This is a genomic window from Hwanghaeella sp. 1Z406 (assembly GCF_048892425.1).
Taxonomy (GTDB): Bacteria; Pseudomonadota; Alphaproteobacteria; order UBA8366; family Aestuariispiraceae; genus Pacificispira.
In genome coordinates this window covers 535,473-554,632 of the sequence record NZ_JBLZHU010000001.1, presented here as the reverse complement: position 1 = coordinate 554,632, position 19,160 = coordinate 535,473, and the positions used below count along the sequence as shown (strand labels likewise).

The window sequence follows — 19,160 nt, the reverse complement described above, 5'->3', positions numbered from 1 at the left end:
TAAGTTTTATTTATTCCCGCCGTGTGAACATTCAACGGTACAGACCTGTATCTAATATTACTAGCAATTCCATTCAAATTAATGTCACCGCCTCCCGGAAAGAAACAAATCCCCACGCCTATGCGCAGGGACTTGTTCCATACTCAAATCAACGCTGTCAGTCCGACCCAATGGCGCTGCTGGGGCCTGATTACGCCTTTTCGCCAGTCTTGCCCTTTTTCTTGGACTTTGGCTTCTTCGCCTTACCCGCATCGGGAAACGCGAAACGCAGCTTGTCTTCGGCCTTGTCGACATCGACCAGAACGGTCCCGCCATTGGCCAGCTTGCCGAATAACAGTTCTTCTGCCAGCGGCCGCTTGATGCTTTCCTGAATGACGCGGGCCAGCGGACGGGCCCCGTATTTGTCGCTGTAGCCTTTCTCGCCCAACCACAAACGCGCCTCGTCGGTCAAATCGATGGTGACGTCGCGGTCGGCCAATTGCGCTTCCAACTGGATGACAAACTTGTCCACCACGCGCCCAATGACGTCTTTAGGCAGGGAAGCAAACGGGATGATCGCATCCAGACGATTGCGGAATTCCGGTGTGAACATCCGCTCAATGGCGGCGGTATCCTCGCCTTCCCGCACGCTGCGCCCAAAGCCAATCGCAGGCTTGGCCATATCAGCAGCCCCGGCATTGGTGGTCATGATCAGCACGACATTGCGGAAATCAACGGTCTTACCATTATTGTCGGTCAATTTGCCGTAATCCATGACCTGCAACAGCACGTTGAACAGATCCGGGTGTGCCTTTTCGATTTCATCCAGCAACAGGACGCAATGGGGTGTCTGGTCAATGGCATCAGTCAACAGGCCACCCTGATCGAACCCGACATACCCCGGAGGTGCACCAATCAACCGGGAGATTGAGTGACGTTCCATATATTCCGACATGTCGAAGCGTTTGAGCTCCACACCCAGCGTACGGGCCAATTGTTTGGCAACCTCGGTCTTCCCGACACCGGTCGGACCAGAGAAGAGATAGCTGCCAATCGGCTTATCCTGTTCGCGCAACCCTGCACGGGACAGCTTGATTGCAGACGACAAGGCCTCAATCGCGGCATCCTGACCATAAACCATGGTGCGCAGATCACTGTCCAGCGTCGACAGGGCATCGCGGTCGTCGCGGCTGACCTGTTTCGGGGGGATACGGGCGATCTTGGCCACGACGGCTTCAACATCCCTTGTGCCGATCTGCTTCTTGCGGCGGCTTTCCGACAACAGCATCTGGGCCGCGCCAACTTCATCAATCACATCAATCGCCTTATCCGGCAGTTTGCGGTCATTGATATAGCGTGACGACAGTTCCACTGCTGTCTTGATCGCATCCAGCGTATATTTCACGCCGTGATGTTCCTCATAATAGGGTTTCAGCCCCATCAGGATCTTAATCGCATCTTCAACTGTCGGTTCGGCCACATCAATTTTCTGGAAGCGACGCGCCAGTGCCCGGTCCTTCTCAAAATGACCGCGATATTCCTTATAGGTGGTCGACCCGATGCACCGCAGCGACCCATTCTGCAAGGCGGGCTTCAACAGGTTGGAGGCATCCATCGCCCCGCCTGTGGTTGCGCCGGCCCCGATCACCGTGTGAATCTCGTCAATGAACAGGATGGCACCGGGGGTCGCCTCGATTTCTTTCATAACCGCTTTCAGGCGTTCTTCGAAATCACCGCGATAGCGGGTTCCCGCCAACAGCGCACCCATATCCAGCGAAAAGATCGTACAGGTCGCCAGGACGTCCGGCACATCCAGATCGACAATGCGCTTGGCCAGTCCTTCTGCAATCGCGGTCTTGCCCACACCAGGATCCCCGACCAACAGCGGGTTATTCTTCGTGCGGCGGCATAGCACCTGGATAACCCGCTCAACCTCCTGAACACGCCCAATCAAAGGATCGATCTTGCCCAGACCCGCTTTCTTATTCAGGTCAACGCAATAGGTGTCCAGCGCTTCATGGCCGCTTTTATTGACTTCTTCAGCCTTGGCATCCTCGTCAGTACCAGACGGGCCAGGCTTCGCCGTCGAATCTGTTTCCTGGCCTGGCACTTTCGCAATACCGTGAGAGATGTAATTCACTGCGTCAAAGCGCGTCATATCCTGCAACTGCAGAAAATAAACGGCATGGCTTTCCCGCTCTGAGAAGATCGCAACCAGCACATTGGCGCCCGTCACTTCTTCACGGCCAGAGGATTGCACGTGAATGGCGGCGCGTTGCAGGACACGTTGAAAACCAGCCGTCGGTTTAGGGTCTTCGCTGAGCAGCGTGACCAGATTGCTGAGGTCGTTATCAATGTAATCCGCCAGATTGCCGACCAGTTTTTCGACATCAACACCACAGGCGCGCATGACGGCCAGGCCGTCTTGATCTTCCGTCAGGGCGAGCAGCAGATGTTCCAGTGTCGCGTATTCGTGGCTGCGCTCCCCCGCCATTGAAAGAGCCCGGTGCAACGTTTGTTCCAGTGATTTTGACAACATGCGATGCGGTCTCCTTCCAACCAGGGTATATTTCCCAAACAGGGTACATTTCGGCGGCAAATAAACAGATATTCACCGATACTGACTTTAAACTGAGTCGGCTTAACAGAACTTTAAAGATGCCGACCTATTCTTTTTTTGACCAAGTCTTTTGCTAGACGCCCTCTTGATCCGCCTTTCCAAACTTTTGCTTATTCTTTCTCCCCTATTCTTTCTCCAGGGTGCATTGCAGCGGATGCCCTTCCTTGCGGGCTGCATCCATCACCTGCGTCGCCTTGGTTTCCGCGACTTCATAGGTGAATACCCCGCATATCCCGACGCCACGGTTATGGACGTGCAACATAACCTGTGTCGCCTCTTCGCGCGATTTACCGAAGAACCGCTCCAGCACATAGATTACAAATTCCATGGGCGTATAATCATCGTTCAGCATCAGGACTTTGTACATGGACGGCTTTTTGGTTTTTGCGCGGGTCTTGGTAACAACACCGGTCCCCGGCCCACCCATGCCGCCATCGTCATTGTCCTGATCGTCTTCGCCTGGACCGGATCGCACCGGCCATACTTGCGCCAGTTCTGATCGCATTTGAAATGCCACGTTTTCCCTGTCCCAAACCGTCATGATAGTCCCGTTGCGGGTCGCTCCATCGTCATCGTGAGAAGATAAAGACTGTCGTCTCATTCACACTCTCCACTGCACATGATTATATTGTTCGTTTCAAGTGCATTCAAAGGGGTTTAAAAGGATTTCCGCCGAGAACCCCAAGATTTTCTTTAGGTCCAAAGTCCGAAAAGCGAGGAACCGAAATGACCTTTTCGCCAAAAAATCCGCCCCGCAGGTTTCATGTAGGCCAGGATGGGGAGATCGAACTGCAGGATTGCGGCTCGGTTCATCTGACCCCGAACCAGCAGGTTACCTTCCGGACCGAGGGTCAGAACCAAACAGCCTTCGACGTGACGCGAAAAGATTTCGGCTATTATGCCAGCAATTCGCTGAATGGCACCCTGCCTCGCCAGGGTCTGCGCCCGGCGTTGTGCAAGAACAAAAATCACGCCCTGCTGTATCTGCTGTTGGTAGAGACCGGCAAAGAAGCAGAGTTCCTGCACTATCTGGCGCAGACCGGAATGGTGCTGATTGCCTGGATGGACAACCTGAGCGATGAGGCCCTGGCCGCCCTGTCCAGAAATCAAGCTTAGCTTGCGCTGGTGACCTGCGCCCGGGCGACAGACAACAGGGCGGTCATTTGTTCCCGCACCAGATGTTCGGTCGTTTCCACGCCCTTGGCCTGCAAATCACCAAAGACCTTGCGCAGAACATCGTCGTCGCCGACTTCTTCAAAATCAGCGATTACGACTTCCTGAGCGTAAGCCTGTGCGGCATCGCCTTCCAAGCCCATCAGTTCCGCAGCCCACAGGCCCAGCAACTTGTTGCGGCGGGCCATTGCCTTAAAATCCAATTCCTTGTCGTGGCTGGCCTTGTTCTCAAAGGCCTTTTCGCGGTCATTAAACTGGCTCATGGGTCTGTTTCCCTAAATCTCTGGTCAAAATCCTTTAAGCGGGGTCGACCCCCTGCACATTGTTCATCGTTTATGTAATCGTTTCGCGCCCCAGGTTCAACGACAGATGCCATGCCCAAAGCAGACCAGCGCTATTTTATTTTTTCTGACTTTGAATCGTCACAGACACCAGACATGCCAAAACGGCGATTGTGAAAGTCGGGGTCGGTTGCTATACGCAGCAGAGAGACATTCCCCAGGCGGTAAGAGGCGGGTCCATAGTCATGGCGCGACGCAGACAAATCTACGAAGGCAAAGCAAAGGTGATTTTTGAGGGACCGGAACCCGGCACCCTGGTCGCCTATTTCAAAGATGATGCCACGGCATTCAACAATCAGAAAAAAGGCACGATCACCGGCAAGGGCGTGCTGAACAATCGGATTTCCGAATTTCTGATGTTGCGCCTGCAGGATCTGGGCATTCCGACCCATTTCATCCGTCGCCTGAACATGCGCGAACAATTGATCCGCGAAGTTGAGATCATTCCGGTGGAAGTCGTCATCCGCAATGTCGCTGCGGGTTCTATGGCCAAGCGTCTGGGCATTCCGGAAGGGACGCCCCTGCCCCGGTCGATCGTTGAATATTGCTATAAGTCTGACGAATTGGGCGATCCGCTGATTTCCGAAGAACATATCACCGCCTTTGGCTGGGCCAGCCCCCAAGATATCGACGATTTCCTGGCGATGTCGCTGCGCGTGAATGATTTCCTGTCGGGCCTGTTTATCGGCATCGGCATCAAGCTGATCGATTTCAAGCTGGAATTCGGGCGTATCTATGACGAAAATGGCGATGTTCGCATCGTTCTGGCCGATGAATTGAGCCCGGACAACATGCGCCTGTGGGACACGCTGACCAACGAGAAGATGGACAAGGACCGCTTTCGTCGCGATCTGGGCAATGTTGAAGATGCCTATCGCGAAGTGGCACGGCGTCTGGGTGTCCTGCCGGAAAGCGGCACCGTTGAAAATATCGACGGCGAACCGACCTAATTCTGCTTTGTGGCATTAGAATCAGCGTAAAGAACCGACCAAGTCAGACGATCAGGAGTATGCTTAGATGAAAGCCAATGTCACCGTCACCCTGAAACGCGGCGTGTTGGACCCTCAGGGCAAGGCCATTGGCCACGCGCTGGAAGGACTGGGCTTTGAGGGCATTGGTGAAGTCCGCCAGGGCAAGCTGATCGAAGTTGAACTGGCTGAAACCGACCGCAAGGCCGCCCAAGCCAAGCTGGACGAAATGTGCCGCAAGCTGTTGGCCAATACCGTCATTGAAGACTACGCAATCGAGATTGTGGAGTAATCCAGACCATGAAAACCGCAATCACCGTCTTTCCCGGCACCAACCGCGAACGCGACATGGCGGCTGCGATTGAAAAGGCCAGCGGCAACAAGCCTGACCTGATCTGGCATGGGGAAAGCGATCTGGCCGGTTATGACCTGATCGTTGTGCCCGGCGGGTTTTCCTATGGTGACTATCTGCGCTGTGGCGCGATGGCGGGCAATTCCCCGATCATGCGCGCGGTGAAACAACAGGCAGAGCGCGGCGTGGCCGTTCTGGGCGTGTGCAATGGCTTTCAGGTCCTGACCGAAACCGGCATGCTGCCTGGCGTTTTGATGCGCAATGCGGGTCTGAAATTCATCTGCAAAATGACCCATATCCGCTGTGAACGCAGCCATGCCCCCTTCACCGGCAGCCTGAATCAGGGCGATGTGATCAAGGTCGCCGTTGCCCATAACGAGGGTAATTATTTCGCCGATGAAGACACGCTGGACCGTCTGGAAGGCAACGGGCGTGTCGTCTTCCGCTACAGCGATGCCGCCGGTCTGGTCGATGCGACCACCAACCTGAACGGATCCCAACGCAACATTGCCGGCATCCTGAACGAGCGCGGCAATGTCATGGGCATGATGCCCCACCCCGAAAACGCTATCGATGCATTGGCTGGCGGTGTTGAGGGCCTGAAAATGTTTGCCGCGCTGGCTGGCTGATCGGTCTTATTTTCCGACAAAAGGTCTACCGGTGCCACAAGATGCGCCGATAGACCTCTATTGTGCGGCATTAGATTCCAACTGAATGTTTAACTCAGCAGTGGATTGACGATACTGCCACCGTCGATGTTGTATTCCGCACCCGTGATGAAGCCAGCATCGTCAGAGGCAAGAAACGTTACCAGATTGGCAATTTCTTCTGGATTGCCGAACCGTTTCAACGGAATGCGGTTCTGCATCGCCGTTCCGAATTCTGTCATCGCTTCAGCCGGCAAACCAAGCTTTCCAAAAATCGGAGTACTGACCGGTCCCGGATTGACTGAATTGACGCGGATTTTCCGGGGGGCCAATTCCGTTGAGGCGGTTCGCGTCAGTGAATTCAACGCCGCCTTACTGGCCGCATAGACCACCGTATTGGGCATGCCCGTATAGGCGTTGATGGAAGACAGATTGATGACAGAGGCCCCATCTTTCAAGATCGGCAAGAACTTCTGCAGGGTGAACAAGGCGCCCTTAAAATTGATTGCCATCGTGACATCAAAATCTGCCTCTGTAACTTCATTCAAGGGCGCAAAACTAACGACGCCCGCATTGATGAACAGAGTATCCAACGCCTGATGGTCCGCCTTCACTTTTGCGACAAGACCATCAATCGCCGCTAAATCACCCTGATCCGCGACCATCCCAATGACGCCCAGTTCTTTTGCGGCTTTCGCGAGTGCATCCTTGTTGCGCCCCGTGATGATCACGGTCGCGCCTTCTCGTTTGAACGCCTGTGCAGTGGCATAGCCGATGCCGCTATTGCCGCCGGTAACAACTGCGGTCTTTCCAGTCAACTTGCCCATAGTCTTGATTTCCTTATGTTAGGTTCTAGATTAGATTTCTGTACCGATTGGTACGATACATTAAATGTACCGATCAGTACAGAATACAATAAGAAGAATGGAGAAATTTTAAAAATGTCCGCGGGACGACAACGCGCATTTGATAAAGAAGAAGCCTTAGATGCGGCGATGACGGTGTTTTGGCAAAATGGATATGCTGGCACGTCGATGGCGGCGCTTACGGGGGCAATGGGCATAAACAAACCCAGCCTTTATGCGGCTTTTGGTAATAAGGAAGACCTCTTTATAGCGGCTTTGCGCCGTTATATTGATAATCATGGAAAGCCGCATACAGACCCCTTGTTTGAGGCCGGTCGCCCCATCATGGAACGGCTGCGTAATTTCCTAAAACGGACGGCTGAAACGCAATGCAATCCGAACTTACCTGGCGGGTGCTTGATGGCGTTGAGCACCAGCGAATCAAATGCGGATGGTTTTCCACCCAATGCATTGAAAGCCATCTGTGATACCAATGCCCAAATTCTCGATACCTTAACCAATTTCTTTACGGATGAAATTAAGGCTGGAACGTTAAAGGACAGTCATGAGCCAAAAGCACTGGCCCTCTTTGTTATCGCCCTAACGCAAGGCATGGCCGTATCAGCAAAAAATGGGGCGAGTCCAGAAGACCTGCAGGCCATTATCGACCAAGCAATGGCGGCTTTTTCTTAATCCGAAATTCCTATGAACAATTGGCCACTTCGCTTCCAGCGTCCCCGGTCAAGAATTCCCCCTGTCGCGCTGAATATGTCGCGCTGAATATAAATATCCAATATTGAGTTTCAGCGTGGTGTGACACAATAGCGGCATATTTTCCTTGCCCCTCGGTCCGACGATGTTCCAGGCTGCGACAAATGCCAACCCGTTAAGGAAGCAAACCGCCATGTTAGCCAGAGACACGACCAATGCCGCCCGCAATGTCTTTGGGCAGCCCTTGATGCCCTGTTCCGTTGATCCGGTGACTGGATTTTATCGCGATGGGTGCTGTAATTCGGGGCCAGAAGATATTGGGTCCCATACGGTTTGCGTGCAGATGACCGCCGACTTTCTGGCCTTTTCGCGGGCGCGGGGCAATGATCTGTCTACGCCGGTGCCGGAATATGGCTTTGCGGGCCTGAAACCGGGCGATCAGTGGTGCCTGTGTGCGGCGCGTTGGCAGGAAGCCTATCAGGCGGGATTTGCGCCCAAGGTCGTGTTGCTGTCGACCCATGAACGGGCCCTGGAAGTCTGTGACTTCATTGCCCTTAAGGCCCACGCCATCGATCTGGTTTAAGGGGATTACGATGACTCCAGAGTTTTTAATGACAGCCTTGATCGTCGTTATGCTTCCTGGGACAGGGGTTCTCTATACGTTATCAGCCGGTCTGGGACAGGGCGCGCGGGCCAGCGTTATTGCGGCACTTGGCTGTACCTTGGGCATTGTCCCCCATATCGCGGCCAGTATCTTAGGGCTCGCGGCCCTGCTGCACACAAGCGCGGTATTGTTCGAGACAGTGCGCTATCTTGGCGTAGCGTATCTTTTCTATCTGGCTTGGCGCATCCTGCAAAAAGGGGGCACGCTTGCCGTTCCAGATAGCAAGGAACAGGAAAGTTCATTTCGGTTGGTGACAAATGCTATTCTGCTCAATGTCCTAAACCCGAAACTCTCTCTATTCTTCGTCGCCTTCCTGCCGCAATTTGTGCCAGCTGACGCTATTCACCCCAGTCTTACAATGTTGGAGTTAGCAGCCGTTTTCATGGCGATGACCTTAGTAGTTTTCATCCTGTATGGTGCCTGCGCCGCGCTCGCACGCGACTATGTTTTGTCGAGCCCCCGTGTGCTGCAATGGCTTCGACGCTCCTTTGCCGCCGCCTTTGCCATGTTGGGATTGAAGCTGGCATTGGCAGATCGGTAACTCATCGCGGTTCCGCTTTGCATTTCCGGCGGAGTCAGGCTAGGAAATCGCCGCAATTGCCCCCTCTCCGCCGCCGCCAGCCAAAGGGAAGTTCATGTCTCTTGTCGAAGTTGAAATCACCCCGGACCTAGTCGCCGAACATGGCCTGACAAAGGATGAATACCAGATCGTCCTGAACATTCTGGGCCGCGCCCCAAATATCACGGAATTGGGCATATTCTCCGTCATGTGGTCGGAACATTGCTCCTACAAATCCTCGCGCTTCTGGCTGAAGACACTGCCGACCAGCGGCCCGCAGGTGATCCAGGGTCCCGGCGAGAATGCAGGCGTGATCGATATCGGCGATGGCGATACCGCCGTATTTAAGATTGAAAGCCACAACCACCCCAGCTTCATCGAACCCTATCAGGGGGCTGCGACCGGTGTCGGCGGTATTATGCGCGATGTCTTCACCATGGGCGCGCGGCCTATTGCCAATCTGAACGCGCTGCGCTTTGGGGATCCCAGCCATGCCAAGACCCGCCATCTGGTATCGGGTGTGGTGGCAGGTATCGGCGGTTATGGCAATTGCATGGGCATCCCGACCGTGGGCGGAGAAGTGAATTTCGACAAGGCCTATAACGGCAATATTCTGGTCAATGCCATGACGGTCGGCCTGGCCCGCAGCGACAAAATTTTCTATTCAAAGGCCTCCGGGATCGGCAATCCGGTGGTCTATGTCGGTTCCAAAACCGGACGCGACGGTATCCATGGCGCGACCATGGCCTCCGCAGAATTTACTGAGGATTCCGAAGAAAAGCGCCCTACCGTCCAGGTCGGCGACCCCTTCACTGAAAAGCTGCTGCTGGAAGCCTGCCTGGAACTGATGGCGACCGACGCGATTGTATCGATCCAGGATATGGGCGCGGCGGGCCTGACTTCTTCGTCTGTTGAAATGGCAGATAAGGGCGGCGTTGGCATCGAACTGGCACTGGATAAGGTGCCGATGCGCGAAGAGGGCATGACCCCCTATGAATTAATGCTGTCGGAAAGCCAGGAACGTATGTTGATGGTCCTGAAGCCTGGGCGCGAAGCTGAGGCCAAGGCGATCTTCGACAAATGGGAACTCGATTTCGCCGTCGTTGGGCGCGTGACCGATACCGGCAACCTGACCCTGATGTGGCATGGTGAATTGGCGGGCGAAATTCCAGTAGCGCCTTTGGTTGAAGCCTCCCCCCTGTATGAACGCCCCTGGGAACCGACCCCAAAAGCGGGCGATGTAGACCCTTCAATTCCTGCCGATATGAACATGGGGGATGCCCTGAAACGCCTGATCGGATCACCGGATCTGTGCTCTCGCCGTTGGATTTGGGAACAATATGACCATCTGATCGGGGGGGAGTCTGTAAAGACCCCCGGTGCCGCGGATGCCGCTATCGTGCGCCTGCCGGGCCAGAAGAAGGCCTTGGCGGCGACCACTGACTGCACGCCACGCTATTGTTTCGCCGAACCGGAAACTGGCGGCGCCCAAGCGGTTGCCGAAGCCTGGCGCAATATCACGGCCACCGGCGCAACCCCATTGGCAATCACCAACAATATGAATTTCGGCAATCCGGAGCGGCCCCGCATCATGGGTCAGTTTGTCGGCTGTATCAAAGGCATGACGGCAGCGGCCCTGGCACTGGACTTCCCGGTCGTATCGGGAAATGTGTCGCTGTATAACGAGACAAATGGCGAGGCGATCCTGCCCACCCCCGTCATCGGCGGCGTTGGCATGATTGAGGATGCGGCAAAATCCGTGGGCCTGGCCCTTACGGAAACAGGATTGTCACTGATCCTGATTGGGGAAACAAAGGGTCATCTGGGTCAGTCAATCTTCATGCGCGACCTGATGGATCGAAGCAATGGTGCCCCGCCGCCCGTAGATCTGAATGCAGAGCGTCGTAATGGCGATTGTGTCCGCGCCCTGATCGCGGGCGGACATGTTGTCGCCTGCCACGATCTGTCCGATGGCGGTTTGGCTGTCGCAGTGGCGGATATGGCCATCGCTGGTGGGGTTGGCGTGACGATGGATGTTGCACCATCACACATTGCCCTTCACGCATGGCTGTACGGCGAAGACCAAGCGCGCTATCTTATCGCGACGAAGGACGAAGCCGCTGTCCTGGCGGCGTGCGAAAAAGCGGGCGTACCGGCACAACGAGTCGGTATATCCAGTGGAACCGCGTTGACGCTGCCAGGGGGCGATACCATATCGGTGGAAGACTTGGCCCACACCCATGATGCACCGCTGCCGAACTACATGGCAGGGGCGTCCTGGTCCGCGTGAGCCTTACAGGATCGAAAGGGAGCTTTACCATGCCCATGAGCGCCGGTGACATTGAACGCTTTATCAAAGAAGCCCTGCCGGATGCCGATGTTGTCATCAACGATTTGCGAGGCGATGGTGATCACTATTCCGCCTTCGTGAAATCCGCAGCATTTTCGGGAAAATCCCGCGTGCAGCAGCACCAGATGGTCTATGCCGCGCTGCAGGGACGTATGGGCAATGAATTGCATGCCCTGGCCCTGCAAACCGCTGTGCCCGAAGACGCCTGATCACACACGACAGCCCCCGACACGGGCAGGCCAACGCGCCGCCCCTTTGCCCAATATATTTGAAAGGATCCAATCATGGATGACCAAACCAGAAGCAAGATTTCCAGTGAAGTGAACAGCGGCGATGTTGTCCTGTTCATGAAAGGCACACCCGTATTCCCACAATGTGGCTTCTCTGCCGCCGTCGTGCAGGTGCTTAATCACCTCAACGTACCGTTCAAGGGCGTCAATGTCCTGGATGACATGGCGATCCGCGAAGGCATCAAGGAATATTCCAGCTGGCCGACCATTCCGCAGCTTTATGTCAAAGGCGAATTCGTCGGTGGCTGTGACATCATCCGCGAAATGTTTGAAACGGGCGAATTGACCGAAATGCTCAGCACCCACGGCATCGACGTACAGGTTCAGGCATAACGCCCGTTTCGACTGTAGTCAGACCGCCCCTGGATACCCGCCGTCGCGGATAACACCGTCTTCCATTCTCATCCTGAGGAGGCGCGTTAGCGCCGTCTCGAAGGATGCGCTGGAAGCACAGTGCTTACAGAAAGATCACCCTTCGAGACGCTGCGCTCCTCAGCGTGAGGACGTATTTGATAAGACTACATCGTCACCCCGGACTTGATCCGGGGTCCAGGGCGGCACGCACCATTGATACATGTGGCCCTTCATACCCACCTGCACGGGTATGACGTCTTCTTCCACTCTCATCCTGAGGAGGCGCGTTAGCGCCGTCTCGAAGGACCGGCGGCAAGAGCGGTGCTTACAGAAAGATCACCCTTCGAGACGCTGCGCTCCTCAGGGTGAGGACGTATTTGGTAAGACTACAGTGTCACCCCGGACTTGATCCGGGGTCCAGGGCGGCACGCACCATCGATACATGTGGCCCTTCATACCCACCTGCGCGGGTGACGCCTTCTTTCGTTCTCATCCTGAGGAGGCGCGTTAGTGCCGTCTCGAAGGAGGGGCTGTAAGTCCGGTGCTTGCAGAGGGCTCCCCCTTCGAGACGCTGCGCTCCTCAGTGTGAGGACGTATTTGATAAGACTACAGTGTCACCCCGGACTTGATCCGGGGTCCAGGGCGGCACGCACCATCGATACATGTGGCCCTTCATACCCACCTGCGCGGGTATGACGGACTATGGAGCGGTACCCTCACCCCAGTGCCTGATTAAGATCTGCAATCAGATCATCCGGGGATTCGATGCCAACCGATACCCGGATCAGGTTTTCCGGTGTCTCCGTCTTAATGGACCCTTCCGAGGTCTTGCGATGTTCAATCAGGCTTTCAACCCCGCCTAATGACGTGGCGGGTTTCAGCAGCTTACAGTTCAGGACGGTCTGGATCGCCTCTTTCGCGCCGCCTTTGGGTTGGAATGACAGCATGCCGCCAAATCCACCCTGCATCTGTTTTGCCGCTATCGCATGGCCAGGGTCGCTTTGCAGGCCGGGATAACGGACTGTTTCGACATTTGGGTGATGCGATAGGAACCGCGCCACGGCCATGGCGTTGTGACATTGGCGCTCAACCCGCAGGAACAGCGTGCGCATCCCCCGAACCAGCAGATACGCCTCCATCGCGCCCAGCATGGGACCGGCATATTTCCGATGCAGCAGAATACGCTCCCACAGGGGCGTGATCTCCCGCGGGGCCAACAGGCCAGCCAACACATCAGAATGTCCGCCCAGATATTTTGTCGCAGAATGACAGACCAGATCTGCGCCCAGTTCCAGCGGGCGCGTTAGCACAGGACTGGCGCAGGTGGAATCAACGCCAAGCTGCGCACCTGCGTCATGGGCAATCTCCGCCGCTGCTGCGATATCGATTACTGTCCACATCGGATTTGATGGGGTTTCGATCCAGACCAGCTTGGTTTTCCCGGGCTGAATAGCCGCCTGCAACGCCGCCAGGTCGGTATTTGGGAAAAAGGAATAGGTCAGGCCCCGGGCTTCTGCGAAATCTTCCAGCCAGGCGACGACACCATGATAGACAGTGCGCGCGCAGACAATGTGATCGCCCGGTTCCAGGGCATGAAAGGCCGCCGTACAGGCTGCCATGCCCGACCCGAAACTGGCCGCTGTCGGGGCCCCTTCCAATTCGGCCAGCACAGCCTCTGCATGGGCAGCATTAGGCGAATCAGGGCGAATATAGACAGCCTCACGCGGGCCATAATCCTCCCGGCGGGTGAATGTCGTGGACAGCTGTATCGGGGGAACCACCGCACCCGATGTCGGGTCTTCCCATCCCAAAGCCTGCGCCGCCAATGTCCGGGGATCCAATTTTGATTTCTTCATATGCTGTGCTCCTTCTTCCCTGGCAAAGCCATCCGCAAACTTGTTTACTTGCCCTCTGAACTTGATCGAAACTGAGCCTGAGCAAGTCAGAAGCGTCAAAGAAAATCTGCCCCCTGGATAAGAGGAAAGCCCCATGAAAGCCTATTTCATTGCCAATATCGCGGTTACCGATCCGGAAACCTATAAATCCTATACCGCACAGGCGCCCGCCACGATTGAAGCCCATGGCGGGCGCTATCTGGTACGCGGTGGCGCCCATGAGACAATGGAGGGAGACTGGAAACCTAACCGCATTGTGGTTCTGGAATTCCCGGATATGGCAACCGCCAAGGGCTGGTATAATTCCCCGGAATACCAGGAAATTGTTGGAATCCGTCATGCCAGCACAACGGGGTCATCCATCCTGATCGAAGGATTAGCACCGCCTGTATAAATTTCATCATCCAGTAACAGACTCATTAGCGTATAATAAGCCATGAGAGACGGAGATTCGATTTCAGGGCTCCGTCACACTGTGAGGAGAAATCATCATGGCCTATTACGCCTTTGCTAATCTGAAAGAGCAGGATCTTTCCGCGATCAAAGCACTGGAAAGCAAGTTGGGGCATCCTTTGGTCGCAATGAAGCCGGTCGACCTTAAGCCCGCCACGCTGGACGATACAGATGTCGCCGCGGTGAAAGATCTGGAACATCGCCTGGGCATCGCTCTGATCGCGATAAATCCTTAACGCATCGGCCCCTTGCCCCCGACAGACTCTGAGGTATGATTGCCGACCAGAGCGATTTTAAGGGGATGGACCATGTTTCTGAAAGAACTGTCAGGCGAACAGCGTCGCATGTTCATGGCACTGGCAAAGCGCATGGTCCTGGCTGATTGGAGACTGGAACCCCACGAACAGGCTGCAATAGACCGGGTTGAAGCGGAACTGGGCCAATCCTTGAGCGTTGAGGCAAAAGATCTGTTGTCCAATGACAATCTGGGCGTCTTAACATCACGTAAGGCCCGCCGCATTGTAATGTACGAACTTCTGGTCCTGGCCCAGGCCGACCTGACCATCGATTCGACGGAACGCTATGTCTTCGACGATCTGGCCGAAGAACTGAAGATCGAGCCACAAACCATGGCCAAACTGGAAGAACTCTCCATCACCGGCCATGCCCTGCTAACCGCTGGAAGCAATGATGATCAACATCGAGATCAGGTTAAGGCTGTTCTTGAGGCTTAGAGGGCTTAAACTGAGGCCTTCGTGGTCCAATCGCCACAATTGATCCTAAATTAATCACCTATTTCGTGAATGCGTGGCTGTCACGCGGCTGCAATTATTTCAATTTCGACCAGCCAGTTTGGATCCAAGGTTGATACCACAATCGCCGTCGTAGGCACACGTCGATCCCCTAAGGCACGCAGTCTTGCCTCTTGGTTTTTTGCAGCGAATTCCGCTTTCGTCAGATAGCTAGTGACCCGGATAATGTTACGCGCGGTCATGTGCGCAGACGCCAGAATATGCTGAATATTCTTCCAAATCAGTTCTAATTGTTCATCAACAGTATCCGGCGCAACGCCGAATGAATCCAATCCCATGGTTCCACTCAAATAAACCTGACGGCTCGCCCCCTGTACTTCCAGCGCATGAACATAATCATGTGTGGTGGAATAAATTCCATTTTTAGGATCTATAATAGTTTCTTTCATCTAAATATCCTTCTGATATTTTGTGGATAGCTTAATACTTATCAATTCTTTTTCAAAAAGTGGAAGGAACAATCAGCCTTATGACAATAGAAACAGAAAATATTCAGAACCCGACCAAGCCTGACCGACCATTAGATGGTTTTGACCGAAAGATTTTAAGCGCACTGGCGGCCAATGGACGAGAGACCTATACCAAGATCGGGGATCAAGTCGGTTTATCCGCCCCTGCAGTTTATGAAAGAGTTCGCCGGATGGCCGAGAGCGGTGTTCTTTTGGGAACAGCCGGACGGATTGATGGTCCATTATCTGGAAAACCGTTCCTAGCCTTTGTCCATGTAGATGCGAATGGATGGGGAAAGAGTCAAAGGATGATGACCTTAAGGTCATACCCCGAAATAGAGGAAATGCACTCTGTCGCTGGCGATACATGCGTCATCATGAAGGTCAGAACCGAAAATGCGCATGCCTTGGAAGAGCTATTGTCACAACTCTATGTCTTGCCCGGTGTTAAGGGGACAAAAAGCTTTGTCGTATTGTCCACATACCTAGAAAGGGGCGTTCAGGCAGAGATTACAAAGAAATGGCCACATATACCCTTACCACCGGATTGAAGCGTCTCTCGCTGAGCCGCTACTCCTCCACATGCCGCCTTGTTTCTGCGACGCGGAAGCGGCCGGCGACGAAGGCGGTGTCGACCAGGCTGGCATTCGCCGCCGGGTTGGCACCGCTGGCGTGATAGTCGCTGAAGGCGGCGGTCTGGTTGACGAAGGTGCCGCCGGTCAGATTGACGCTCATCAGCACACCCAGTTCTTCGCCCAGGGCCTCTGCGGCTTCCAGAACGGCGGGGCGGTCGGAATAGACTGAGGATGTGATCGCCCCTTTCGCCGCAACGGTTGAGCGCCACGCCTCCAAGGCGCCATCAATGCCATCACAAGCGATGATGAAAGTGATTGGGCCGAACAGTTCGGTTTCATATTTCTGACGTTCCGCCGCATCAATCGCCAGGATCAGGGGCGTATGAACGCGGGCATCGGGGAAATCGGGATGGTCGATCTTCTGACTGTCCAGCAATACCTTGCCCAGGCTGCGCGCCGTGTCGATCCTCGCGGCGGTATCCGGCGACTGGATCGCGCCCAGCACATGAACCGCGCGAGCGGGGTCGCTGTTGAATTTACCCACCGCGCCTGCAATTGCCTCTGCAACCGCCTCGAAGCTCATCTTCTCGCCCGCGACCGTTATGCCGTCCTTGGGAATGAAGATATTCTGGGGCGTTGTACACATCTGCCCGGAAAACAGCGACAGGGTGAAGGCCATATTTCGACACAGGCCCTTCAGATTGTCGAAATCATCAATCACGACGGCGTTCACACCGGCCTTTTCGGTATAGACCTGAGCCTGTTTTGCATTCTGTTCCAGCCATTCGCCAAAGGCGTTGGAGCCCGTGAAATCAATCAGCTTTACCTCGGGTCGTGTGCAAAGGTCCTGCCCTACGGGCGCCGCACGGGTGTCCGTCTGTAACAGCACCAGATTTGGGTCAAAGCCCGCGTCTTCCAATACATCGCGCATGATCCGTACAGAAATTGCCAGCGGCAGAACCGCGGTTGGGTGCGGTTTTACGATCACAGGATTTCCCGCGACCAGTGACGCCATGATACCGGGATACCCGTTCCATGTCGGGAAGGTCGAAACCCCCACGGTGACCGCGACACCCTTTGGCATGATGCGATAGCGCTTTTCCAGGATCAGGGAGGGGTTTTTGCCCTGGGGCTTCTCCCAACGGATCTGCTCCGGGATGGCCGATTGCAGCGCATAGGCCTGAGTTATTGCCTCAAGGCCACGATCCTGCGCATGGGGGCCGCCTGCCTGAAACGCCATCATGAACGCCTGACCCGTTGTATGCATCACCGCATGGGCCATTTCAAAACTGCGTTGGTTGATGCGATGCAGGATCTCCAGACACACGCCGGTTCGCATATCAGGCCCGGCATCACGCCACGCCTTCATGCCCGCTTTTGCTGCTGCCAGTGCTGTATCGGTATCCAGCGCCGGGTAAGACAGGTCCATCGCAATACCATAGGGGGACGTCTCGTCAGAGGCGATCACCCCATCGCCTGGATGTCCAGGCAGGTCGAAGGCTTTTCCCAGATATGCTTTAAAGGCAGCTTCCCCGTCCTCTGCGGCGGTTTCGCCATAGATCGACCCGCTGGCCCGTTCTGAATAGGGAGTCCAATAGTCGCGATCCCGCAGGGCCGCGAGGGCCTGGCTCAGGGTTTCGCGATGCGCATCGAAATAGTTGGTCGCCATGGGAAACTCCTCCAGTTAGGGTCATCTGGCGTAGCATTGTCCAGATGGCGGCAGTCTTTTTGTCGGCGCGACGTGATACCAAATTCCTTGCAGTCTGTCTAATCTTGTATCATTTTGAACGCAAAGACAGACATAACAAACAAATAGTCCTGGGAAGGAAGCAGACGACAATGACCTACGAAACCATTCTCTTTGAGGTTTCTGATAATATTGGGACGATCACGCTCAATCGTCCGGACAAGCTGAATTCCTTCAATAGCCAAATGCATGCTGAAATGGCCGATGTGCTGCAACGCGCCATCGCCGAAGACGGCATTCGCTGTCTTGTCCTGACCGGTGCGGGGCGGGGCTTCTGTGCGGGTCAGGACCTGTCAGACCGCCGCATGGATCCAAATAACCCCAATGCTGAACCACCGGATTTAGGTGAAACTCTGGAACATCTCTATAATCCGTTGATCCGTGCCATTTCCGGAATGGATATCCCCGTCGTCTGCGCCGTGAATGGTGTAGCCGCTGGTGCTGGCGCGAATGTCGCTCTGGCTTGCGATATCGTTGTGGCTGCGAAATCAGCCAGTTTTATTCAGGCATTCTGCAAGCTGGGTCTGGTGCCCGATGCGGGCGGGACCTGGTCCCTGACCCATCGTGTCGGGGTCGCCCGGGCGAAAGGCCTGGCGCTGCTGGGAGAGAAACTGCCCGCAGAGACCGCCGCCGATTGGGGACTGATCTGGAAATGTGTGGAAGATGATGCGTTGTTGAGCACGGCGCGGGATATCGCACTGGGACTGGCAAAAGGACCAACTTTTGGCTATGGCCTAACGAAACGCGCCATCCTTGCGGCCGCCCATAACAGCCTGGAAACACAGCTGGACATGGAACGCGACAGCCAGCGCAAAGCCGGTCGCAGCCATGATTACCGCGAGGGTGTTATGGCATTCCTGGAAAAACGCCCACCCGTCTTTACCGGAAAGTGAGGGTGTCATGACAAATGCCCTCTCCCCCCAAGAAGTCGCCGAACGCATCGCTGAAGTGATGTTTGCGAATGATACAGCCAGCCAGGCATTGGGCATGGAAATTCAAGCCGTCGCACCGGGCTATGCGAAACTCAGTATGACCGTTCGGGAAGACATGTTGAACGGCCACAAGACGTGCCATGGCGGCATGTTGTTCGCGCTAGCAGACAGTGCATTCGCATTCGGCTGCAACGCCTACAACAAGATCACTGTGGCCCAGGGATGCGAAATCACCTATCTGGCCCCGGGACGATTTGGCGATATTCTTACAGCGGAATGCCAGGAACAGGCCCTCACCGGGCGCAGCGGCGTCTATGATGTCAAAATCACCAATCAGGCAGGCGTTTCCATCGCCTTGTTTCGCGGCAAATCCCGCCGGATTTCCGGGGATGTTATCCCGGGCCTGACACCGGAAGACCCGCCCCGTCCGTAAAGCCAAGCCTG

The 19,160-nt window shown here is 55.1% G+C and carries 23 protein-coding genes; 16 read left to right on the top strand and 7 right to left on the bottom strand.

Annotation, left to right across the window (positions count from 1 at the left end):
• Positions 1-190: 190 nt before the first annotated feature.
• Both clpA and clpS read right to left on the bottom strand, forming a co-directional pair.
• Positions 191-2,518, bottom strand: coding sequence for an ATP-dependent Clp protease ATP-binding subunit ClpA (clpA, locus tag ACOSDR_RS02530; RefSeq protein WP_420724457.1), 2,328 nt, complete (start codon positions 2,516-2,518; stop codon positions 191-193).
• A gap of 205 nt (positions 2,519-2,723) precedes the next feature.
• Positions 2,724-3,026 (bottom strand): ATP-dependent Clp protease adapter ClpS, encoded by a 303-nt coding sequence (gene clpS, locus ACOSDR_RS02525; RefSeq protein ID WP_420724609.1) that lies wholly within the window; start codon positions 3,024-3,026, stop codon positions 2,724-2,726.
• Positions 3,027-3,325: 299 nt separating this feature from the next.
• On the opposite strand from clpS, the gene ACOSDR_RS02520 reads away from it, so the two are divergent.
• Entirely contained in the window at positions 3,326-3,715 is a 390-nt protein-coding gene (locus ACOSDR_RS02520) for a hypothetical protein (protein WP_420730296.1), read from the top strand.
• Here ACOSDR_RS02520 and ACOSDR_RS02515 read toward each other — a convergent pair.
• The gene (locus ACOSDR_RS02515; RefSeq protein WP_420724459.1) at positions 3,712-4,035 is read right to left on the bottom strand and encodes a DUF1476 domain-containing protein; all 324 of its coding nucleotides are present in this window, start codon (positions 4,033-4,035) and stop codon (positions 3,712-3,714) included. The two genes, ACOSDR_RS02520 and ACOSDR_RS02515, sit on opposite strands and share 4 nt — an antisense overlap.
• A gap of 263 nt (positions 4,036-4,298) precedes the next feature.
• Here ACOSDR_RS02515 and purC point away from each other — a divergent pair, with 263 nt between their 5' ends.
• From purC to purQ, 3 genes are all read left to right on the top strand, one after another.
• A complete protein-coding gene (gene purC / locus ACOSDR_RS02510) occupies positions 4,299-5,063 on the top strand; it encodes a phosphoribosylaminoimidazolesuccinocarboxamide synthase (RefSeq protein ID WP_420724460.1) in 765 nt (254 codons plus the stop codon).
• A 67-nt stretch (positions 5,064-5,130) separates the two neighbouring features.
• Positions 5,131-5,373, top strand: a complete 243-nt coding sequence (gene purS / locus ACOSDR_RS02505) for a phosphoribosylformylglycinamidine synthase subunit PurS (protein WP_420730295.1) — start codon at positions 5,131-5,133, stop codon at positions 5,371-5,373.
• 8 nt (positions 5,374-5,381) lie between these two features.
• On the top strand, positions 5,382-6,062 hold the full coding sequence (gene purQ, locus ACOSDR_RS02500) for a phosphoribosylformylglycinamidine synthase subunit PurQ (RefSeq protein ID WP_420730294.1): 681 nt from the start codon (positions 5,382-5,384) through the stop codon (positions 6,060-6,062).
• An 89-nt stretch (positions 6,063-6,151) separates the two neighbouring features.
• Here purQ and ACOSDR_RS02495 read toward each other — a convergent pair whose 3' ends face one another.
• Complete coding sequence (locus ACOSDR_RS02495; RefSeq protein WP_420724463.1) at positions 6,152-6,907, bottom strand: SDR family oxidoreductase; 756 nt, start codon at positions 6,905-6,907, stop codon at positions 6,152-6,154.
• A gap of 15 nt (positions 6,908-6,922) precedes the next feature.
• On the opposite strand from ACOSDR_RS02495, the gene ACOSDR_RS02490 reads away from it, so the two are divergent.
• The 6 genes from ACOSDR_RS02490 to grxD all read left to right on the top strand — a co-directional run bounded on the left by ACOSDR_RS02490 (position 6,923) and on the right by grxD (position 11,832).
• Positions 6,923-7,618, top strand: coding sequence for a TetR/AcrR family transcriptional regulator (locus tag ACOSDR_RS02490; protein ID WP_420730293.1), 696 nt, complete (start codon positions 6,923-6,925; stop codon positions 7,616-7,618).
• Positions 7,619-7,829: 211 nt separating this feature from the next.
• On the top strand, positions 7,830-8,219 hold the full coding sequence (locus ACOSDR_RS02485) for a DUF2237 family protein (RefSeq protein WP_420730292.1): 390 nt from the start codon (positions 7,830-7,832) through the stop codon (positions 8,217-8,219).
• 10 nt (positions 8,220-8,229) lie between these two features.
• On the top strand, positions 8,230-8,841 hold the full coding sequence (locus ACOSDR_RS02480; RefSeq protein ID WP_420724466.1) for a LysE family translocator: 612 nt from the start codon (positions 8,230-8,232) through the stop codon (positions 8,839-8,841).
• Positions 8,842-8,935: 94 nt separating this feature from the next.
• On the top strand, positions 8,936-11,149 hold the full coding sequence (gene purL, locus ACOSDR_RS02475; protein ID WP_420730291.1) for a phosphoribosylformylglycinamidine synthase subunit PurL: 2,214 nt from the start codon (positions 8,936-8,938) through the stop codon (positions 11,147-11,149).
• A gap of 29 nt (positions 11,150-11,178) precedes the next feature.
• Positions 11,179-11,418, top strand: a complete 240-nt coding sequence (locus ACOSDR_RS02470; RefSeq protein ID WP_420724468.1) for a BolA family protein — start codon at positions 11,179-11,181, stop codon at positions 11,416-11,418.
• Between the two features lie 75 nt (positions 11,419-11,493).
• On the top strand, positions 11,494-11,832 hold the full coding sequence (gene grxD, locus ACOSDR_RS02465; protein WP_420724469.1) for a Grx4 family monothiol glutaredoxin: 339 nt from the start codon (positions 11,494-11,496) through the stop codon (positions 11,830-11,832).
• 737 nt (positions 11,833-12,569) lie between these two features.
• Here the strand turns inward: grxD and ACOSDR_RS02460 are convergent.
• A complete protein-coding gene (locus ACOSDR_RS02460) occupies positions 12,570-13,709 on the bottom strand; it encodes a trans-sulfuration enzyme family protein (protein WP_420724470.1) in 1,140 nt (379 codons plus the stop codon).
• Positions 13,710-13,842: 133 nt separating this feature from the next.
• On the opposite strand from ACOSDR_RS02460, the gene ACOSDR_RS02455 reads away from it, so the two are divergent.
• The 3 genes from ACOSDR_RS02455 (at position 13,843) to ACOSDR_RS02445 (ending at position 14,935) form a co-directional block, all read left to right on the top strand.
• On the top strand, positions 13,843-14,142 hold the full coding sequence (locus tag ACOSDR_RS02455) for a DUF1330 domain-containing protein (protein ID WP_420724471.1): 300 nt from the start codon (positions 13,843-13,845) through the stop codon (positions 14,140-14,142).
• Between the two features lie 97 nt (positions 14,143-14,239).
• A complete protein-coding gene (locus ACOSDR_RS02450; RefSeq protein WP_420724472.1) occupies positions 14,240-14,437 on the top strand; it encodes a hypothetical protein in 198 nt (65 codons plus the stop codon).
• A 72-nt stretch (positions 14,438-14,509) separates the two neighbouring features.
• Positions 14,510-14,935 (top strand): hypothetical protein, encoded by a 426-nt coding sequence (locus tag ACOSDR_RS02445; protein ID WP_420724473.1) that lies wholly within the window; start codon positions 14,510-14,512, stop codon positions 14,933-14,935.
• A gap of 80 nt (positions 14,936-15,015) precedes the next feature.
• On the opposite strand, the gene ACOSDR_RS02440 is transcribed toward ACOSDR_RS02445, so the two are convergent.
• Positions 15,016-15,402, bottom strand: coding sequence for a RidA family protein (locus ACOSDR_RS02440; protein WP_420724474.1), 387 nt, complete (start codon positions 15,400-15,402; stop codon positions 15,016-15,018).
• Between the two features lie 80 nt (positions 15,403-15,482).
• On the opposite strand from ACOSDR_RS02440, the gene ACOSDR_RS02435 reads away from it, so the two are divergent.
• Positions 15,483-16,013 (top strand): Lrp/AsnC family transcriptional regulator, encoded by a 531-nt coding sequence (locus ACOSDR_RS02435; RefSeq protein ID WP_420724475.1) that lies wholly within the window; start codon positions 15,483-15,485, stop codon positions 16,011-16,013.
• 19 nt (positions 16,014-16,032) lie between these two features.
• Here the strand turns inward: ACOSDR_RS02435 and paaN are convergent, their stop codons facing one another.
• Positions 16,033-17,706, bottom strand: coding sequence for a phenylacetic acid degradation protein PaaN (gene paaN / locus ACOSDR_RS02430; protein ID WP_420730290.1), 1,674 nt, complete (start codon positions 17,704-17,706; stop codon positions 16,033-16,035).
• A 170-nt stretch (positions 17,707-17,876) separates the two neighbouring features.
• On the opposite strand from paaN, the gene paaG reads away from it, so the two are divergent.
• Both paaG and paaI read left to right on the top strand, forming a co-directional pair.
• Entirely contained in the window at positions 17,877-18,677 is an 801-nt protein-coding gene (gene paaG, locus ACOSDR_RS02425; protein ID WP_420724477.1) for a 2-(1,2-epoxy-1,2-dihydrophenyl)acetyl-CoA isomerase PaaG, read from the top strand.
• A gap of 7 nt (positions 18,678-18,684) precedes the next feature.
• On the top strand, positions 18,685-19,149 hold the full coding sequence (gene paaI / locus ACOSDR_RS02420; protein ID WP_420730289.1) for a hydroxyphenylacetyl-CoA thioesterase PaaI: 465 nt from the start codon (positions 18,685-18,687) through the stop codon (positions 19,147-19,149).
• Positions 19,150-19,160 lie beyond the last annotated feature (11 nt).

Excerpts from the sequence above, each read along its gene's own strand:
- clpA (WP_420724457.1), bottom strand. The coding sequence starts at position 2,518 with ATGTTGTCAAAATCACTGGAACAAACGTTGCACCGGGCTCTTTCAATG.
- clpS (WP_420724609.1), bottom strand. The coding sequence starts at position 3,026 with ATGGGTGGGCCGGGGACCGGTGTTGTTACCAAGACCCGCGCAAAAACC.
- ACOSDR_RS02520 (WP_420730296.1), top strand. The coding sequence starts at position 3,326 with ATGACCTTTTCGCCAAAAAATCCGCCCCGCAGGTTTCATGTAGGCCAG.
- ACOSDR_RS02515 (WP_420724459.1), bottom strand. The coding sequence starts at position 4,035 with ATGAGCCAGTTTAATGACCGCGAAAAGGCCTTTGAGAACAAGGCCAGC.
- purC (WP_420724460.1), top strand. The coding sequence starts at position 4,299 with ATGGCGCGACGCAGACAAATCTACGAAGGCAAAGCAAAGGTGATTTTT.
- purS (WP_420730295.1), top strand. The coding sequence starts at position 5,131 with ATGAAAGCCAATGTCACCGTCACCCTGAAACGCGGCGTGTTGGACCCT.
- purQ (WP_420730294.1), top strand. The coding sequence starts at position 5,382 with ATGAAAACCGCAATCACCGTCTTTCCCGGCACCAACCGCGAACGCGAC.
- ACOSDR_RS02495 (WP_420724463.1), bottom strand. The coding sequence starts at position 6,907 with ATGGGCAAGTTGACTGGAAAGACCGCAGTTGTTACCGGCGGCAATAGC.
- ACOSDR_RS02490 (WP_420730293.1), top strand. The coding sequence starts at position 6,923 with ATGTTAGGTTCTAGATTAGATTTCTGTACCGATTGGTACGATACATTA.
- ACOSDR_RS02485 (WP_420730292.1), top strand. The coding sequence starts at position 7,830 with ATGTTAGCCAGAGACACGACCAATGCCGCCCGCAATGTCTTTGGGCAG.
- ACOSDR_RS02480 (WP_420724466.1), top strand. The coding sequence starts at position 8,230 with ATGACTCCAGAGTTTTTAATGACAGCCTTGATCGTCGTTATGCTTCCT.
- purL (WP_420730291.1), top strand. The coding sequence starts at position 8,936 with ATGTCTCTTGTCGAAGTTGAAATCACCCCGGACCTAGTCGCCGAACAT.
- ACOSDR_RS02470 (WP_420724468.1), top strand. The coding sequence starts at position 11,179 with ATGCCCATGAGCGCCGGTGACATTGAACGCTTTATCAAAGAAGCCCTG.
- grxD (WP_420724469.1), top strand. The coding sequence starts at position 11,494 with ATGGATGACCAAACCAGAAGCAAGATTTCCAGTGAAGTGAACAGCGGC.
- ACOSDR_RS02460 (WP_420724470.1), bottom strand. The coding sequence starts at position 13,709 with ATGAAGAAATCAAAATTGGATCCCCGGACATTGGCGGCGCAGGCTTTG.
- ACOSDR_RS02455 (WP_420724471.1), top strand. The coding sequence starts at position 13,843 with ATGAAAGCCTATTTCATTGCCAATATCGCGGTTACCGATCCGGAAACC.
- ACOSDR_RS02450 (WP_420724472.1), top strand. The coding sequence starts at position 14,240 with ATGGCCTATTACGCCTTTGCTAATCTGAAAGAGCAGGATCTTTCCGCG.
- ACOSDR_RS02445 (WP_420724473.1), top strand. The coding sequence starts at position 14,510 with ATGTTTCTGAAAGAACTGTCAGGCGAACAGCGTCGCATGTTCATGGCA.
- ACOSDR_RS02440 (WP_420724474.1), bottom strand. The coding sequence starts at position 15,402 with ATGAAAGAAACTATTATAGATCCTAAAAATGGAATTTATTCCACCACA.
- ACOSDR_RS02435 (WP_420724475.1), top strand. The coding sequence starts at position 15,483 with ATGACAATAGAAACAGAAAATATTCAGAACCCGACCAAGCCTGACCGA.
- paaN (WP_420730290.1), bottom strand. The coding sequence starts at position 17,706 with ATGGCGACCAACTATTTCGATGCGCATCGCGAAACCCTGAGCCAGGCC.
- paaG (WP_420724477.1), top strand. The coding sequence starts at position 17,877 with ATGACCTACGAAACCATTCTCTTTGAGGTTTCTGATAATATTGGGACG.
- paaI (WP_420730289.1), top strand. The coding sequence starts at position 18,685 with ATGACAAATGCCCTCTCCCCCCAAGAAGTCGCCGAACGCATCGCTGAA.